The organism is Neisseria sp. HMSC056A03 (genome assembly GCF_001815685.1).
Lineage (GTDB): Bacteria > Pseudomonadota > Gammaproteobacteria > Burkholderiales > Neisseriaceae > Neisseria > Neisseria subflava.
On record NZ_KV821626.1, the window covers coordinates 55,030 to 70,861 of the forward strand.

12 protein-coding genes are annotated in these 15,832 nt (G+C 50.5%); 4 read left to right on the plus strand and 8 right to left on the minus strand.

Annotation, left to right across the window (positions count from 1 at the left end; translation table 11 throughout):
- Nucleotides 1-35: 35 nt before the first annotated feature.
- The 4 genes from HMPREF3052_RS05215 to HMPREF3052_RS05230 all read right to left on the minus strand — a co-directional run bounded on the left by HMPREF3052_RS05215 (nt 36) and on the right by HMPREF3052_RS05230 (nt 5,465).
- Nucleotides 36-1,631, minus strand: coding sequence for a peptide chain release factor 3 (locus HMPREF3052_RS05215; protein WP_070748963.1), 1,596 nt, complete (start codon nt 1,629-1,631; stop codon nt 36-38).
- A 213-nt stretch (nt 1,632-1,844) separates the two neighbouring features.
- Nucleotides 1,845-2,987 carry an NADH-dependent flavin oxidoreductase gene (locus HMPREF3052_RS05220; protein WP_070748965.1) on the minus strand — a complete coding sequence of 381 codons (1,143 nt, stop codon included), beginning with the start codon at nt 2,985-2,987 and terminating at the stop codon, nt 1,845-1,847.
- Between the two features lie 118 nt (nt 2,988-3,105).
- The gene (locus HMPREF3052_RS05225; protein ID WP_070748967.1) at nt 3,106-4,170 is read right to left on the minus strand and encodes a 2,3-butanediol dehydrogenase; all 1,065 of its coding nucleotides are present in this window, start codon (nt 4,168-4,170) and stop codon (nt 3,106-3,108) included.
- 236 nt (nt 4,171-4,406) lie between these two features.
- Entirely contained in the window at nt 4,407-5,465 is a 1,059-nt protein-coding gene (locus HMPREF3052_RS05230; RefSeq protein ID WP_070748969.1) for a histone deacetylase family protein, read from the minus strand.
- A 177-nt stretch (nt 5,466-5,642) separates the two neighbouring features.
- Here HMPREF3052_RS05230 and yajC point away from each other — a divergent pair, with 177 nt between their 5' ends.
- The 4 genes from yajC to HMPREF3052_RS05250 all read left to right on the plus strand — a co-directional run bounded on the left by yajC (nt 5,643) and on the right by HMPREF3052_RS05250 (nt 9,984).
- Complete coding sequence (yajC, locus tag HMPREF3052_RS05235) at nt 5,643-5,909, plus strand: preprotein translocase subunit YajC (RefSeq protein WP_003678762.1); 267 nt, start codon at nt 5,643-5,645, stop codon at nt 5,907-5,909.
- A 75-nt stretch (nt 5,910-5,984) separates the two neighbouring features.
- The gene (secD, locus tag HMPREF3052_RS05240; protein ID WP_070748971.1) at nt 5,985-7,838 is read left to right on the plus strand and encodes a protein translocase subunit SecD; all 1,854 of its coding nucleotides are present in this window, start codon (nt 5,985-5,987) and stop codon (nt 7,836-7,838) included.
- Nucleotides 7,839-7,841: 3 nt separating this feature from the next.
- Nucleotides 7,842-8,777 (plus strand): protein translocase subunit SecF, encoded by a 936-nt coding sequence (secF, locus tag HMPREF3052_RS05245; protein WP_003686183.1) that lies wholly within the window; start codon nt 7,842-7,844, stop codon nt 8,775-8,777.
- Between the two features lie 325 nt (nt 8,778-9,102).
- Nucleotides 9,103-9,984, plus strand: a complete 882-nt coding sequence (locus HMPREF3052_RS05250) for a carbohydrate kinase family protein (RefSeq protein WP_070748973.1) — start codon at nt 9,103-9,105, stop codon at nt 9,982-9,984.
- 79 nt (nt 9,985-10,063) lie between these two features.
- On the opposite strand, the gene HMPREF3052_RS05255 is transcribed toward HMPREF3052_RS05250, so the two are convergent.
- The 4 genes from HMPREF3052_RS05255 to nusA form a co-directional block, all read right to left on the minus strand.
- Nucleotides 10,064-10,621: a nitroreductase family protein gene (locus tag HMPREF3052_RS05255; RefSeq protein WP_070748975.1), complete on the minus strand. Its 558-nt coding sequence runs from the start codon at nt 10,619-10,621 to the stop codon at nt 10,064-10,066.
- Between the two features lie 110 nt (nt 10,622-10,731).
- The gene (locus HMPREF3052_RS05260) at nt 10,732-10,911 is read right to left on the minus strand and encodes a calcium-binding protein (RefSeq protein WP_070748977.1); all 180 of its coding nucleotides are present in this window, start codon (nt 10,909-10,911) and stop codon (nt 10,732-10,734) included.
- A gap of 521 nt (nt 10,912-11,432) precedes the next feature.
- Complete coding sequence (gene infB / locus HMPREF3052_RS05265; protein WP_070748979.1) at nt 11,433-14,315, minus strand: translation initiation factor IF-2; 2,883 nt, start codon at nt 14,313-14,315, stop codon at nt 11,433-11,435.
- A gap of 11 nt (nt 14,316-14,326) precedes the next feature.
- Nucleotides 14,327-15,832 carry a transcription termination factor NusA gene (gene nusA / locus HMPREF3052_RS05270; protein WP_070748981.1) on the minus strand — a complete coding sequence of 502 codons (1,506 nt, stop codon included), beginning with the start codon at nt 15,830-15,832 and terminating at the stop codon, nt 14,327-14,329.

The following is a 15,832-nucleotide window of genomic DNA, read 5'->3' on the forward strand; positions in this document are numbered from 1 at the left end:
AAGGCCGTCTGAAAGTTTCAGACGGCCTTTGCGTTTTACAGTTTAACCGAATGTTCGCGCGTTTCGTGGAACACAATATCCGGCCAGCGTTCTTGTGTCAGATTCAGGTTGACGCGGTTAGGCGCGAGGTAGGCGAGGTTGCCGCCTGCGTCGATGGCGAGATTGCCTGCATTGGCTTTTTCAAATTCCGCCAGTTTTTTCTTGTCTTCGCACGATACCCAGCGTGCCGACCAGATGGATGCGCTGTCGAACACGGCTTCTACGCCGTATTCGTTGGCCAGCCGCGAGGTAACGACTTCAAACTGCAACACGCCGACCGCACCCAAAATCAAATCCGCGCCGCTCATGGGTTTGAACACCTGCACCGCGCCTTCCTCGCCGAGCTGTTGCAAACCTTTTTGCAGTTGCTTGATTTTCAGCGGGTTTTTGATGCGGACGCTGCGGAACAGTTCGGGCGCGAAGAAGGGGATGCCGGTGAACGCCAGTTGTTCGCCTTCAGAAAAGCTGTCGCCGATTTGGATGTTGCCGTGGTTCGGGATGCCGATGATGTCGCCCGCGTAGGCTTCTTCCACCAGCTCGCGGTCGTGCGACATGAACGTGACCACGCTGGAGGCGGCGATTTCGCGGTTGATGCGCAGGTGTTTCATCTTCATGCCGCGCTCGAATTTGCCGGAACAGACGCGCAAGAAGGCGATACGGTCGCGGTGTTTCGGGTCCATATTGGCTTGGATTTTAAAGATAAATCCGGAAAATTTCGGCTCATCCGGCTCGACCATGCGTACGGTCGCGTCGCGCGGTTTCGGCGCGGGAGCCCAGTCGATCAATGAATTGAGGATTTCCTGAATACCGAAGTTGTTAATCGCCGAGCCGAAGAATACGGGCGTGAGCTCGCCGGCGAGAAATTCGTCGAGATTGAACTCGTTGGAAGCCGCCTGCACCAATTCGATTTCGTCACGCAGCTGCTGGATTTCCAACGGAAAGCGTTGTTCTAATTCAGGATTGTCGATGCCTTTGATGATGTCGAATTCGTGCGGCAGTCGTTCGCCGCCGGCTTCAAAGAGATAGATTTCGTCGTTCAGGATGTGGTACACGCCCTTGAAGTTTTTGCCCATGCCGATCGGCCAAGTAACGGGCGCGCAGCGGATTTTTAAAATATTTTCCACTTCGTCCAGCAATTCCAAAGAATCGCGTACTTCGCGGTCGTATTTGTTCATGAAGGTAACAATCGGCGTATTGCGCAGGCGGCAGACGTTCAAGAGTTTGATGGTTTGCGCTTCCACGCCTTTTGCCGCGTCGATGACCATCAACGCGCTGTCAACGGCAGTTAAAACGCGGTAGGTGTCTTCGGAGAAGTCTTGGTGTCCCGGCGTGTCCAAGAGGTTGACGGTGTGGTCTTTGTAGTCGAACTGCATTACGGACGAGGCCACGGAAATGCCGCGCTGCTTCTCGATGTCCATCCAGTCGGAGGTGGCGAATTTACCGGTTTTCTTGCCTTTTACCGTACCCGCGCTCTGAATCGCGCCTGAAAACAGCAGCAGTTTTTCGGTCAGCGTGGTTTTACCCGCGTCAGGGTGGGAGATGATGGCAAACGTGCGGCGGCGGCGCACTTGGTCGAGGATTTCTTGGGACATGGTTTTCTTTGCAAAAAGTTTCAGGCCGCTTTTTCAGACGGCCTGAAGGATATGGGTGTTGGAAAACAGGCTAAAATAAGGGCGTGTGCAACACGCCCTGCAATAGATTGAAAGATGCGGAATTGTACAAAAAAATGCTTGATAATTCAATGTTTGCGCCAAAACAAAGGCCGTCTGAAAAGTTTCAGACGGCCTTTGGTTATGAATCGATGATTAAATATCCATCGGTTTCCATTCTGCGCCTTTTACCGGCGGCAGCCATGATTGCGTACCGCTGGAGGCAAATCCCCACAAGGTGTCGGGTAAGCCGTAATGGTCGGCACGCGTCGGGTCGAGTTGCGTTTCGATTTCATCTTCGCGGCCTTCACGGATTTGCGTGGCAATGTGCGGATTAATCATCACGGTTTTGCCCAATGCGATAAATTCTGCCCAGCCGGTTTCATAGGCGGCCAAAATTTGGTCGGCGGTAAACAGGTTGCCCACGCCGATAAGCGGCAGTTTGCCGTTGATGCGTTCGTGGATGAACTGCATACGGGTTTGGGCAGTATCGCCGCCGCGACGGATTTTTTTATCAAATTCCCACAAGGAAACGTGCAGATATTGCAGCGGTTTTTGTACCAATGCGTCAATCAGTGCGCCGGTTTCGGTCATGGTCAAGCCGTCATCGCCCGGCTCTTCGGGGGAGAAGCGGTAGCCGATAATGAAGTCGTCGCGCTGGTGTTTTTCACGGACGGCAATCACGGCATCGATAACGGCCAGAGGGAAGCGCATTCTGTTTTCCAAGCTGCCGCCCCATTGGTCGTTGCGGCGGTTGCTTTGGGCAGAGTAAAACTGTTGGATCAGATAGGTGTTGGCACCATGGATTTCCACGCCGTCAAAACCGGCACGAAGCGCCAAATCGGCGGCTTGCGCATAAGAGGCGATGAGTGCTTCGACTTCTTTTGCGGTCGCTTCGCGTGCGTGTTCGGCTTCGCTGGCGGAAGCGCTGATTTTATCGAGACCGTCCAAAAGGTCATCCATGGCTTTGGAACCGCCGTGATGAATTTGTAAAATTGCTTTTGCGCCTTGCTGTTGCAGGATTTGTGCGGTTTCTTTCAGGCTGTCGAGGCAGTGTTCGCCTGTGGCTTCAGGTTGGCCGTGAAAGGCTTTGCCGTCTTTTTGAACCAAAGTGGCGGCAGTGATAAACATGCCCATATCGCCTGCGCGGTTGCTGAGGAAGGTACGCTCTTGGTTGCTGATTAAACCGTCGGCTTGTGAGCCGAAATGGGTCATGGGGGCGACGACAAGGCGGTTTTTGATGGTTACGCCGCTATTGAGGGTGTATGTTTGAAAGAGTGGGGCGTATTTTGGATTCATGAGATTTTGCTCTTGATAAGTGAATGGTTGGCATAGAATTGGGCCATTCGGGAATTTATCAAGTAAACAGGCCGTCTGAAAAGTTTCAGACGGCCTGTTTATTCTTTAAACCTTAGGATTAAAGATTAGGGTTAACAATGATTTTTACTGCGGATTCATTGTTGTGGATCAAGCGCTCGAAGCCTTCGGAAATCAATTCGTCCAGTTTGATGCGCTGGGTGATGAAAGGCTCAAGGTTGATTTTGCCTTCTTCAACCAATTTGATGGTTTCGGCGTGGTCGTTGCAGTAGGCAATGGTGCCGCGCACGTCCAGCTCTTTCATCACGACGCTGTGAACGTTGATGGTGGCGGGGTGGCTCCAAATGGAAACGATAACCAAATTGGCCGTGGGCTTGCACGCTTCAACCAAAGTATCCAGAACTTTGTTCACGCTGGTACATTCGAATGCGACGTCTACGCCTTCGCCGTTGGTCAGTTTTTTCACTTCTTCGACGACATCGACTTCGGACGGGTCGAGGATGTAGTCGGCAACGCCGGATTCGCGGGCTTTGTCTTTGCGCGCTTTGCTCAATTCGGTGATGATGACTTTGATGCCTTTGGCTTTCAACACGGCGGCAAGCAGCAAACCGATCGGGCCTGCGCCGCCGACCAATGCGACGTCGCCTGCTTTCGCGCCGCTGCGGACATAAGCGTGGTGGCCGACGGACAGAGGCTCAATCAAAGCGGCTTGGTCCAATGGGATTTTGTCGGAAATAGGGTGTACCCAACGGCGTTTGACGGCGATTTTTTCAGACAAGCCGCCACCGCAGCCGCCCAAGCCGATGAAGTTCATGTCTTTGGAGAGGTGGTAGTTGCTGCCTTCGCCGGTCGGTACGTCGTCGCGGATGATGTAGGGTTCGACCACGACGTGTTGGCCGACTTTGATATCGTCCACGCCTTCGCCTACGGCATAAACCACGCCGGAGAACTCGTGACCCATGGTGACTGGCGCAGACTCGCCGGAGATTGGGTGTGGGTGGCCGCAAGGTGGAATGAAAATTGGGCCTTCCATAAATTCGTGCAGGTCGGTACCGCAGATGCCGCACCAGGCGACGTTGATGCCGACGGTGCCGGGGGCGACGGTCGGTTCGGGGATGTCTTCGATGCGGATGTCGCCTTTATCGTAAAAACGTGCTGCTTTCATTGTAACGCTCCTTTTTTTAAATGGAGGCCGTCTGAAAAGACGGTCAATTGGGGGAAAGGGTAGCAGTGAGGTGTGTGAACTATTTTTATTTGTCCGTTTTATTTTTGTTATTTTACTACTGATAATATGGAAATGGTTTGTCTTTGCTCAAATTAACGTGTGTAAATGAAAAAAAGGCCGGCCGTCTGAAACGGATGATGTGTTTTCAGACGGCCTGGGTCGATAGTTTAAATGCGTTATTGCGTAGGATTGTTACTTTTGCCGCGCTTCAAATGCTTTTGGTAGGCGATGACGTAATCTGCCTTGCTCAAGCCTGCCAATACGCGGATGTGGGCGGCGGCGGATTTGGACAGGGATTCCAAGGTATATCCGCCTTCCAGTATGGAAACGACACGTCCCTGACAGCTTGCCGTTGCTTGGACGATTTTGTGCGTCAGCCAGGCAAAATCGGCTTCATGCAGGTTCAGACGGCCTGTTTCGTCTTGTTTGTGTCCGTCAAAACCGGCTGAAAGCAATACCAACTCGGGACGGAAAGCCGTGAGCTTGGGCAGCCATTGTTCGCGGATGGTCGTGCGGAAGATACGGCTGCCTGTGCCCGGTTTGAGGGGTGTATGCAGCATATTTTTACTGCCGGCGTATTGTTCCGCCTCTGGGAAGGGGAAGATGTCGGTTTCAAACAGGTTGAAAAACATCACGCGCGGATCGTCTCGGAGAATCTCCGCCGTACCGTCGCCGAAATGGGCGTCGAAATCAATGACGGCGATGCGTTGCAGGCGGTATTGGGCAATGGCGTGCATCACGCCTGCGGCGGTGTTGTTGACGAGGCAGAATCCGTTGGCGCTGTTGCTGTGGGCATGGTGGCCGGGTGGGCGGATGGCGCAAAAAGCATGCCATGCCTTTTTGTTCATCACCATATCGACTGCCTTGACAACGGCTCCGGCCGCAAAACGGGCGGCTTTGAGGGAGTCGTGGCAGATGACCGTATCGTCATCGATGCGGTGGATTTTGCCGGGAAGCGGCTGTGCGGCCTCCAATTCGTGTAGATAATTGCGCGAGTGGACCAATGCCAGTTGCGCATCTTTGATTTCGGGTGCTTCAGCGGTTTGCAGATGACGCCAAATGCCTTCCTTTTTTAAGGCGGCTTGAATGGCGCTGATGCGTTCGGGCTTGTCGGGGTGGTTGGTGCCCGGTTGGTGCTGCAGAAATATCGGATGGGAAATCCATACGGTGCGGGCATTTTTGCCGAGTAGTCGACGCAGCAGGGTACGCACGCGCCAAATGATTTTTTTAAGCATGGAAGGTGTGTCTAGAACGAGTCGCACGGACTGCTAAATATGGTTAATAAATACGGAAATGCTTGGAAATTTTTCAGACGGCCTTTAGAATAGCTCAATTTTACAGTCCGACCAACTGCGTTTTGGGCTGTATGCAGTTTTTTACTTTATCTTAAAACTCAAAAGAACGGATATATTATGAATCAAGCTGTGGCTCAATTTGCCCCCTTACTGCTGATTATGGTGGTGTTTTACTTCCTGATTATGCGTCCTCAACAAAAGAAATTCAAAGCACACCAAGCGATGCTGGCTGCTTTGAAAGTAGGCGATAAAGTCGTTTTGGCTGCAGGTTTCAAAGGCCGCGTGACTAAAGTCGGCGAGCAATTCTACACTGTCGACATCGGCCAAGGTGCGAGAATCGAAGTAGAAGTTGAACGCAACGCGATTGCCGCGAAAGCCGAATAATCCGTTTTTTTGCGAAAAGCCGCCTCATTTTCCGAGTGCGGCTGTTTGCCTTTATAAATAAAGCAAAGGTTTACCATGAACCGTTATCCTTTATGGAAATACCTGCTGATTGCGTTCACGATTGTGGTTGCGGCTGTTTACTCGCTGCCCAACCTTTTCGGTGAAACGCCTGCCGTACAGGTATCGACCAACCGACAAGCCATCGTTATCAATGATCAAACTCAGTCTAAAGTGTCTTCTGCGTTGCAAAGCGCAGGTATTCAGACGGACGGTATGTTCATTGTCGATAACTCGCTGAAAGTGCGTTTTAAAGATACTGAAACGCAACTGAAAGCGCGTGATGTCATCGAAAACACTTTGGGCGAAGGCTATATTACCGCGCTCAACCTTTTGGCGGACAGCCCTGAGTGGATGGCGAAAATTAAAGCCAATCCGATGTTCTTGGGTCTGGACTTGCGCGGTGGTGTGCATTTCACCATGCAGGTGGACATGAAAGCCGCGATGCAGAAAACGTTTGAACGTTACGCCGGCGACATCCGCCGCGAATTGCGCCGCGAAAAAATCCGTACCGGTACGGTACATCAGACTGAAAACGGTCTGACCGTGCCTCTGCAAGATGCCGCCGATGTACAAAAGGCTTTGCCTCAGTTGCAAAAAATGTTCCCTGAAGCCACTTTACTTGCAGACGGCAACAATATCCTGCTGACTCTGTCTGAAGAGGCGATCAATAAAGTACGCTCTGATGCGGTAAAACAAAACATCAACACTTTGCACAACCGTGTGAACGAATTGGGTGTGGCAGAACCGGTTATCCAGCAATCCGGTCTTGACCGCATTGTTGTACAGCTGCCGGGTGTACAAGATACTGCCAAAGCAAAAGACATTATCGGTCGTACCGCGACTTTGGAAGTGCGCATGGTGGAAGACGATCCGATTAAACTGCAAGAAGCCTTAAACGGTAATGTACCGACTGGTTATGAGTTACTGTCAAGCGGTGGCGATCATCCGGAAACTATTTTGGTCAACAAACAAGTTGAACTGACCGGCGACAACATCAACGACGCGCAACCTAGCTTTGACCAAATGGGCGCTCCTGCTGTGAGCCTGAGCTTGGACAGCGCAGGTGGCAGCATTTTTGGCGAATTGACTTCGGCCAATGTGGGTAAACGTATGGCTATGGTGTTGATCGACCAAGGTAAATCCGAAGTTGTGACTGCGCCTGTCATCCGCTCCGCCATTACCGGTGGCCGTGTGGAGATTTCCGGTAGCATGACAACTGCCGAAGCCAACGATACTTCATTGTTGCTGCGTGCCGGCTCGCTGGCTGCGCCTATGCAGATTGTCGAAGAACGTACCATCGGCCCGTCTTTGGGTAAAGAAAACATTGAAAAAGGCTTCAATTCCACCTTGTGGGGCTTTGCCGCCGTTGCTGCATTTATGGTGGTTTACTACCGCCTGATGGGTTTCTTCTCTACCATCGCTTTGAGTACCAATATCTTATTTTTGGTGGGCATTTTGTCTGCCATGCAGGCAACGCTGACCTTGCCGGGTATTGCCGCGTTGGCATTGACATTGGGTATGGCGATTGACTCCAACGTATTGATTAACGAGCGTATCCGTGAAGAATTGCGCGGAGGTATGCCACCTCAGCAGGCAATCAATCTGGGTTTCCAACATGCTTGGGCAACCATTGTCGACTCTAACTTGACCTCTCTGATTGCCGGTATTGCTTTGTTGGTGTTCGGTTCCGGTCCTGTACGCGGTTTTGCCGTTGTACACTGTATCGGTATTCTGACCTCGATGTATTCATCTGTGGTCGTGTTCCGTGCTTTGGTCAACCTGTGGTACGGCCGCCGTCGCAAATTGCGGAATATTTCCATTGGTGCGGTATGGAAGCCGAAAGCTGAAATGGCAGAAGGCAAGGAGTAAAACATGGAATTATTTAAAATCAAACGCGATATTCCGTTTATGAGCTATGGCAAACTGACGACCTTTATTTCGTTGGTTACGTTTATCGCCGCCGTGTTCTTTTTGGTAACCAAAGGCCTGAATTTCTCCGTCGAATTTACCGGCGGTACGGTGATGGAAGTTCAATATCAGCAGGGTGTGGATGTGAATAAAACGCGCGAACGCCTCGATACGCTGAAAATGGGTGATGTACAGGTTCAGGCATTGGGTACGAACAAACACATCATGATTCGCCTGCCGAACAAAGAAGGTGTAACGTCTGCCCAGCTGTCCAACCAAGTGATGGATTTGCTGAAAAAAGACAATCCTGACGTTACCTTGCGCCAAGTTGAATTTATCGGCCCTCAGGTTGGTGAAGAATTGGTTACCAATGGTTTGATGGCATTGGGCTTCGTAGTGGCAGGTATTATTATTTACTTGTCCATGCGTTTTGAGTGGCGTTTTGCAGTGTCCGCAATTATTGCGAATATGCATGATATCGTGATTATTCTCGGCTGTTTCGCCTTCTTCCAATGGGAGTTCTCTCTGACTGTTTTGGCAGGTATCTTGGCAGTTTTGGGTTATTCTGTGAACGAATCTGTGGTTGTGTTTGACCGTATTCGTGAAAACTTCCGTAAGCCGCATATGCGCGGCCACACTGTGCCGGAAGTTATCGACAACGCGATTACTGCAACCATGAGCCGTACCATCATTACCCACGGTTCGACCGAGGCAATGGTTGTTTCTATGCTGGTGTTCGGCGGTGCAGCCTTGCACGGTTTCTCTATGGCGCTGACCATCGGTATCGTGTTCGGTATTTACTCTTCCGTATTGGTTGCCAGCCCGCTCTTGCTGATGTTTGGCTTGAGCCGTGAGAACATTGCCAAAGAAGTGAAGAAAAAAGAAGAAGTTGTAGTCTAAACACTGCAATAATTCGATAAAGGCCGTCTGAAAATTGTTTGAATCAGTTTTCAGACGGCCTTTTGTATTTAAATTTCAGAATATTTTGTTTTAATGAAATAGAAAGGGATAAATGTGAAAGAAAAAGAAAAAAATAGGAACAATATAATTTTGTGATGAATCAAGTTTATTGTCTGATATGCCCTTAATTGCTTGTCAGTCCCAATATTTTAAAACATAATACTTTTGCCCCCGATGCTGGAGTTTTACTACAAGTACATGATTTGCAAAAAATCTGTTGGGCGTGCAGACCCTGCCAATCAACCTCAAAAAAGGAAGGCCAAGAATGAAAGTAACCAGTTTCGGCGAAGTGCTGTGGGACGATTTTCCAAACGGAAAGGTATTGGGTGGTGCACCCCTGAATGTTACCGTTCGTTTGCAGTCTTTGGGTATCGATACTGCCATCATCAGCCGTCGTGGCGATGATGCCGATGGCGAAGAATTGCTACGCCAGATTCAAAGCAAAAACGTCAACACTGATTATTTGCAGGTTTGTCATGAATGTGCGACCAGCTTGGTGAAAGTACATTTGGATAAGTGTGGCAGTGCGTCTTATGAGATTGTCTATCCTTGCGCGTGGGACAGGATTGCGGTTGATGATGCGGCAATCAAACGTGTGGCAGAATCCGATGCGTTCGTTTTTGGCAGCTTGGCAACCCGTGATGAAGTTTCGCGTAAAAGCTTGGCAGTTTTGCTGAAAGAAGCCAAATTCAAAATTTTTGACGTTAATCTGCGCAAGCCCCATTACGATATTGCCCGCTTGTTGGAGACCATTAAACAGTCCGATATGGTCAAACTCAATGATGATGAGTTGTATGAATTGGCTGCGGCTTACGGCTCTCCTTATCACAGTATCGAACAAAATATCAGCTACCTTGTTAAGCTGACAGGGGTCAAAATCTTGTGTGTGACTTTGGGTAGTCATGGCGCGGTTTTGTATAAGGACGGCGAGTTATACCGTCATTGCGGTTTCCGCGTCAAAGTGGTGGATACTGTCGGCTCCGGCGACAGCTTTCTTGGCGGTTTGACCTACAAACTGCTGAACAATGCGCCTCCTCAAGAAGCCATCGCTTTTGCTTGTGCGTTGGGTGCGTTGGTGGCTTCACGCCATGGCGCGACGGCGGATATTTCTTTGGAAGAAATTGAAGCGTTTATGTATCCGGCTTAATGCTTCGATAATAGATATAAAAAGGCCGTCTAAACAACCATTAGATTAGGTTTTCAGACGGCCTGAGTGTTTTCAGGCTTTACCAATAAGTTGTAAAACATTCCAAATTGGTATTTTTCGGACCGCCGCCTTCTTCGGTCGGCGAACCAATCATCATCAGGCCGATGATTTTGTCTTTGTCGGCACACTCAAATGCTTCGCGCAACAATGGGCTGTTGACCCACATGCCCGTAATCCAAACGTTGTCGAAGCCTTGAGCAGAAGCAGCCAGTTGTAAAGCATAGGCGGCGCAGCCGGCAGTCAGCATTTGCTCCCATTCGGGTTTGGGTTTTGCCACTTCACGGTTTGGCGTAAATGTAACGCCGATAATCATAGGCGCCATGTTGCCGACGCGTTCGGCTTTTTTCATGGCATCATCGCCGAAGTTGAGTTCGGTAACGGTATTGCTCAACAGCTCGCGGAAACGTTGTAAGCCGGCCTCGCTTTGAATCACAGTAAAGCGATAAGGGCGCATATTGCCGTGATCAGGAACTTGTGTTGCCGCTTGCAGCATTTGTTCCAGTTGCTCGGCATTGGGTGCAGGAGCAGTCAGTTTTTTGGAAGAGCGACGCGTGGTGAGGAGATTTAAGGCATCCATTTTTATTCTTTCTTGTGAATTCGAATGAGAATAATTATATAGCAGAACGATAAATAAATCAGCAAAGGACTAAGGCCGTCTGAATTAAGGTTTCAGACGGCCTTTGAGTTTTACAGGATACCGTTGTTTTGTGTATTTTCTGTAATCAGTGCTTTGCTGATTTCGTCGGCGGTGTAGCTCTTACCGTTTCCGAATACAAAGCTGTCGACATTATTGTTGATAATGTCATGGATGGTCAGGGTGTCGCCTGTATCTTTGATGGTTAAGACCCAATCATCGCCGGTTTTCAACTGTAAACCGTATCATCTCTGCCATTTGGGTTTTCAATGATTTTATCATCGCTGCAGGTTACATAATAAACGTCATCTCTCGACGTGCCTGTTGTTGCTTGTACAAGGGAGGATGGCTGTAATTGCTCTAAATGTCGTAATTCAAATTGCGCATTGCTTTTTTGATTGTCATGATATTTTCTTTAGATATTGATGAGAGTAACAAGGAAGTAAACGTATCCGGCATATGGCCGGTATTGCTTAATTTGTATTGTGTTTAGGCTGTATATACTAGTGCCGAAATTTGATAAAAACAACAGAAACGTTAAGATATGACAATATATAGAGAGCTTTATCAGACTTTGTCTGCCGTCTATTCCTTTGCCAAATGGCTTTGCCTTGTGCGGCTGTTTTGTTTCTTATATACCACACATCAATTTTCATAGTTTCAAACTATGAATGGTTGTAAAAAGGCCGTCTGAAAAAAGAAGCAGATTTCGCATTGCAAAACCTGCTTCTGATTTTTCAGACGGCCTGTCTGATTACAGAGTACGAGCAACTTCGACGATGTCGAAACATTCGAGTTGGTCGCCTTCCATAATCTCGTTGTAGCCTTTGAGCATCAGACCACATTCGAAGCCCATGCGGACTTCTTTGACGTCATCTTTGTAGCGTTTCAAAGAAGACAGCTCGCCGGTATGGATAACCACGTTGTTGCGGATGAGGCGGACATGGGAATCGCGTTTGACCACACCGTCGGTAACCATACAGCCTGCAATGTTGCCGACTTTGGAAATGGAGATAACCTGACGGATTTCGACCGTACCGGTGATTTGCTCTTTCTCTTCCGGAGAGAGCATACCGCTCATGGCGGCTTTCACGTCGTCGATGGCATCGTAAATGATGTTGTAGTAACGGATTTCCACGTTTTCATTCTCAGCCAGTTTGCGTGCGGAAGCATCTGCACGGACGTTAAAGCCGATGATGAATGCGCCGGAAGCGATGGCCAAGTTAACATCAGATTCGGTAATGCCGCCAACGCCGCTGTGCAACACGTTCACTTTCACTTCGTCGGTGGACAGTTTTTTCAGGCTGCCCGCCAAAGCTTCGTAAGAACCTTGTACGTCTGCTTTGATAATGACGGACAAGGATTGGGCTTGGTTTTCGCCCATATTGTTGAACATGTTTTCCAGTTTTGCGGCCTGTTGTTTGGCCAAGCGCACGTCGCGGTATTTGCCTTGACGGAAGAGGGCGATTTCGCGCGCTTTTTTCTCGTCGGCCAATACCATTGCATCTTCGCCTGCGTTCGGTACGTCGGACAAGCCGAGGATTTCGACAGGGATAGATGGGCCGGCTTCATTGATGGCTTTGCCGTTTTCGTCAACCATCGCACGGATTTTACCGAATGCAGTACCGGCCAGCAGCATATCGCCTTTTTTCAGCGTACCGCTTTGAACCAGCAATGTGGCAACTGCGCCGCGGCCTTTGTCCAAACGGGCTTCAACGATGATACCTTTGGCAGGTGCATCGACTGGGGCAGTCAGTTCCAAAACTTCGGCTTCGAGCAATACGGCTTCGAGCAATGCGTCGATATTGAGGCCTTTTTTGGCGGAAACGTCGATGAACTGTACATCGCCGCCCCATTCGTCAGGCACGACTTCATGCGCAGTCAGCTCTTGGCGGATACGCTCGGGATTGGCCGCCTCTTTATCGATTTTGTTTACCGCTACCACCATAGGCACGCCCGCGGCTTTAGCGTGGGCAATCGCCTCGATGGTTTGAGGCATTACGCCGTCGTCGGCTGCTACCACAAGAATCACGATATCGGTTGCTTTCGCACCGCGCGCACGCATGGCGGTAAATGCTTCGTGACCCGGAGTATCCAAGAAGGTAATCACGCCGCGTGGGGTTTCAACGTGGTATGCACCGATGTGTTGGGTAATGCCGCCCGCTTCGCCTTGTACCACTTTGGCACGGCGGATGTAGTCCAGCAGGGAGGTTTTACCGTGGTCAACGTGACCCATCACGGTAACAACCGGAGGACGCGGCAATGCTTCGGCTTCTACTGCTTCAACGCCTTCATCCAAGAATGCTTCAGGGTCGTCGGCGGCGGCAGGTTTACCGATGTGGCCGAGTTCTTCCACCACAATCAGGGCAGTGTCTTGGTCGATAGATTGGTTGATGGTTACCATCATGCCCATTTTCATCAGGGCTTTAACCACTTCGACGCCTTTAACGGCCATTTTGTGTGCCAAGTCGGCAACGGTAATGGTTTCAGGCACCAAAACTTCGTGTACGACAGGTTCGGTCGGCGCTTGGAAGGCGTGTTGGTTTGGCTCAAGTTTGAGTTTTTTGCCTTTTTTGCCGCCGCGTACGCGTTCGTCGTCGCCATTGCGTGCATTGTTGCGGTCACGGCCGCCTTTGCCGCCTTTGCCTTTGGCGTTGCGGCCTTGGTTTTCTTCGTCACGGTCACGACGGTCTTCTTTTTTACCGCGCGCGTTGTGTTCGGATTTGCCTTCGCCGGATGCTGCTTTGGCTTTCTCTGCAGATTTGCTGCGTTCGCCTGATTTGGCTTCTTTCGTAGGTTTTGAGTCTTTCTCGACCTGTTGTTTTATGGCTTCGCGGCGTGCTTGACGCTCTTGTTTTTCTTTCAACAAGGCTTCTTGATGCGCACGCAGGGCGGCGGCACGACGGGCCTCTTCATCGCGTTGAGCCTGTTCTTCCACGCTGACGACAGGTTGCGGTATGGCAGGAGCGGCAGGTTTGGCTGCCTTTTTCGCTTCTTTGCCTTTGCCGCCTTTGTCTTGTTTGGCTTTGGCAGGTTTCTTGGCTTCGACTGGTTTTTCAGCTTCAACGGATTTTTCAGACGGCTTGTTGTCTGCTTTAGCTTCGGCCTTAGCTTCTACGGTTTCAACCGGTTTGGCTTCTTCTTTTTTGGCTTCGGCAGGTTTACCTTCCGCTTTTGGTGCGGCTTTGGCTGCTTTCAGCCTGGCTGCTTCGGCCTCTGCTTTGGCACGGGCTTCGGCCTTTGCGGCAGCTTCTGCTTCAGCTTTGGCTTTTTCTTCGGTAGCTTGAGCGGCTGCTTTCTCTGCTTCGGCTTTTTGGTTTTTCGCTGCTACTTTGGCTTTGGCTTCCGCTGCCAATTCTTCGGAAGAAGGAATGGTAACGGCACGGCTGCGGCGGCGTGTTTCCACTTTTACGCCGTCAACTGTGCTGACTTCGGTTTTTTTACGGCGGATGCTGATGGTGCCGCTGTTGCTGCCGTTTTTCTTTTGCAGGTAAGCAGTCAACAGTTGTTTGTCGTCAGTGGTTATGCTGTCATTGCCGCTGTTTTTGTTGACCCCGGCTTCTTTCAATTGTTTAAGCAAATCATCGACGGGGCGGTTTAGTTCGGCGGCAAATTGCGCTACGGTTGTATTACTCATTCAGTACCCCCTTAGTTGTTTTCTTCAGTAAACCAGTGTTCGCGTGCAGCCAAAATTACTTTTTTGGCTTCTTCTTCGTCAACACCGGTAATTTCGACCAATTCGTCAACAGACAATTCGGCTAGATCATCGCGTTGGGTAACGCCGGCTTCGGCAAGTTTGCGCAACATATCGGAATCTACGCCGTCCAAATTGCGCATGTCTTCAGACACTTCACCCAGTTTTTCTTCTGCGGCGATGGTAATGGTCAGGATCGCATCGCGTGCGCGATTGCGCAGGGTTTCAACGATTTCTTCGTCAAAGCCGTCAATCGAGAGCAATTCTGCCGCTGGAACGTAAGCAACTTCTTCCAATGTGGCAAAGCCTTCTTCCACCAAGATATCGGCGGTTTCGTCGTCGATGTTCAAGTGGGTGGTGAAGAGGTTGCGGATAACCGCGTCTTCGGCAGCATTGCGCTCGTCGGCTTCTTCAATGGTCATGATGTTCAGCTGCCAGCCGGTCAGGATGGAAGCCAGGCGGACGTTTTGACCGCCGCGGCCGATGGCCAGCGCCAGTTGGTTTTCATCAACGATTACGTCAACAGCGTGTTTGTCTTCGTCAATTACGATGCGGCTTACTTCGGCAGGAGACAGCGCATTCATCACGAATTGGGCAGGCTCAGGAGACCACAATACGATGTCGATGCGTTCGCCGGACAATTCGTTGCTCACGGCGTTAACACGGGAACCGCGCACGCCGATACAAGTACCTTGCGGGTCGATGCGTTGGTCGTTGGCTTTAACGGCAACTTTGGCGCGTTGGCCGGGGTCGCGTGCTACTTCGCGGATTTCCAACAGGCCGTCTGCAATTTCAGGTACTTCGTTAGCGTAGAGTTTGGCCAAGAAGTCGCCGCTGGTACGGCTCAAAATGACTTGTTTGCGGCCGGTATTGCCGATTTCGTCCACACGCAGGAAGAGGGCGCGGATGCGGTCGCCGCTGCGGAAGTTTTCGCGCGGAATCATTTCTTCGCGCGGAATCAGGGCATCGAGTTTGCCCGCGACGACTTCAACGATGATGCCGTGGCGCTCGACACGTTTTACCGTACCGGAAACGATGTCTTCTTTAGAAGCGAGGAACTCGTTCAGGTTTTGCTCGCGCTCCGCATCGCGGATGCGTTGCAGGATAATTTGTTTGGCAGTTTGCGCGGCTTGGCGGCCGAAGCCTTCGTTTGGCAGCTGCTCTTCGTAGTATTCGCCGATTTGGATGGTGGTGCCGGGAATTTCTTCTTGGATTTCCTCGATGGTTTTTTCTACATCAGGGTAGGTGTAGTCTTCATCGGCAACAATCAGCCAACGGCGGAAGGTTTGGTATTCGCCGGTATCACGGTCGATTTCGACGCGCACGTCCATGTACTCGCGGTCGGCTTTTTTCTTGGCAGCAGTAGAGAGGGCGAATTCAAGGGCTTTGAATACGACTTCCGTTTCAACGTTTTTTTCACTTGCCAGCGCTTCGGCCAGCTGTAACATTTCGCGACTCAT

What these genes read in the sequence shown, in the direction of transcription:
- HMPREF3052_RS05215 (WP_070748963.1), bottom strand. Translation starts at nt 1,631, where the DNA reads ATGTCCCAAGAAATCCTCGACCAAGTGCGCCGCCGCCGCACGTTTGCC.
- HMPREF3052_RS05220 (WP_070748965.1), bottom strand. Translation starts at nt 2,987, where the DNA reads ATGAATCCAAAATACGCCCCACTCTTTCAAACATACACCCTCAATAGC.
- HMPREF3052_RS05225 (WP_070748967.1), bottom strand. Translation starts at nt 4,170, where the DNA reads ATGAAAGCAGCACGTTTTTACGATAAAGGCGACATCCGCATCGAAGAC.
- HMPREF3052_RS05230 (WP_070748969.1), bottom strand. Translation starts at nt 5,465, where the DNA reads ATGCTTAAAAAAATCATTTGGCGCGTGCGTACCCTGCTGCGTCGACTA.
- yajC (WP_003678762.1), top strand. Translation starts at nt 5,643, where the DNA reads ATGAATCAAGCTGTGGCTCAATTTGCCCCCTTACTGCTGATTATGGTG.
- secD (WP_070748971.1), top strand. Translation starts at nt 5,985, where the DNA reads ATGAACCGTTATCCTTTATGGAAATACCTGCTGATTGCGTTCACGATT.
- secF (WP_003686183.1), top strand. Translation starts at nt 7,842, where the DNA reads ATGGAATTATTTAAAATCAAACGCGATATTCCGTTTATGAGCTATGGC.
- HMPREF3052_RS05250 (WP_070748973.1), top strand. Translation starts at nt 9,103, where the DNA reads ATGAAAGTAACCAGTTTCGGCGAAGTGCTGTGGGACGATTTTCCAAAC.
- HMPREF3052_RS05255 (WP_070748975.1), bottom strand. Translation starts at nt 10,621, where the DNA reads ATGGATGCCTTAAATCTCCTCACCACGCGTCGCTCTTCCAAAAAACTG.
- infB (WP_070748979.1), bottom strand. Translation starts at nt 14,315, where the DNA reads ATGAGTAATACAACCGTAGCGCAATTTGCCGCCGAACTAAACCGCCCC.
- nusA (WP_070748981.1), bottom strand. Translation starts at nt 15,832, where the DNA reads ATGAGTCGCGAAATGTTACAGCTGGCCGAAGCGCTGGCAAGTGAAAAA.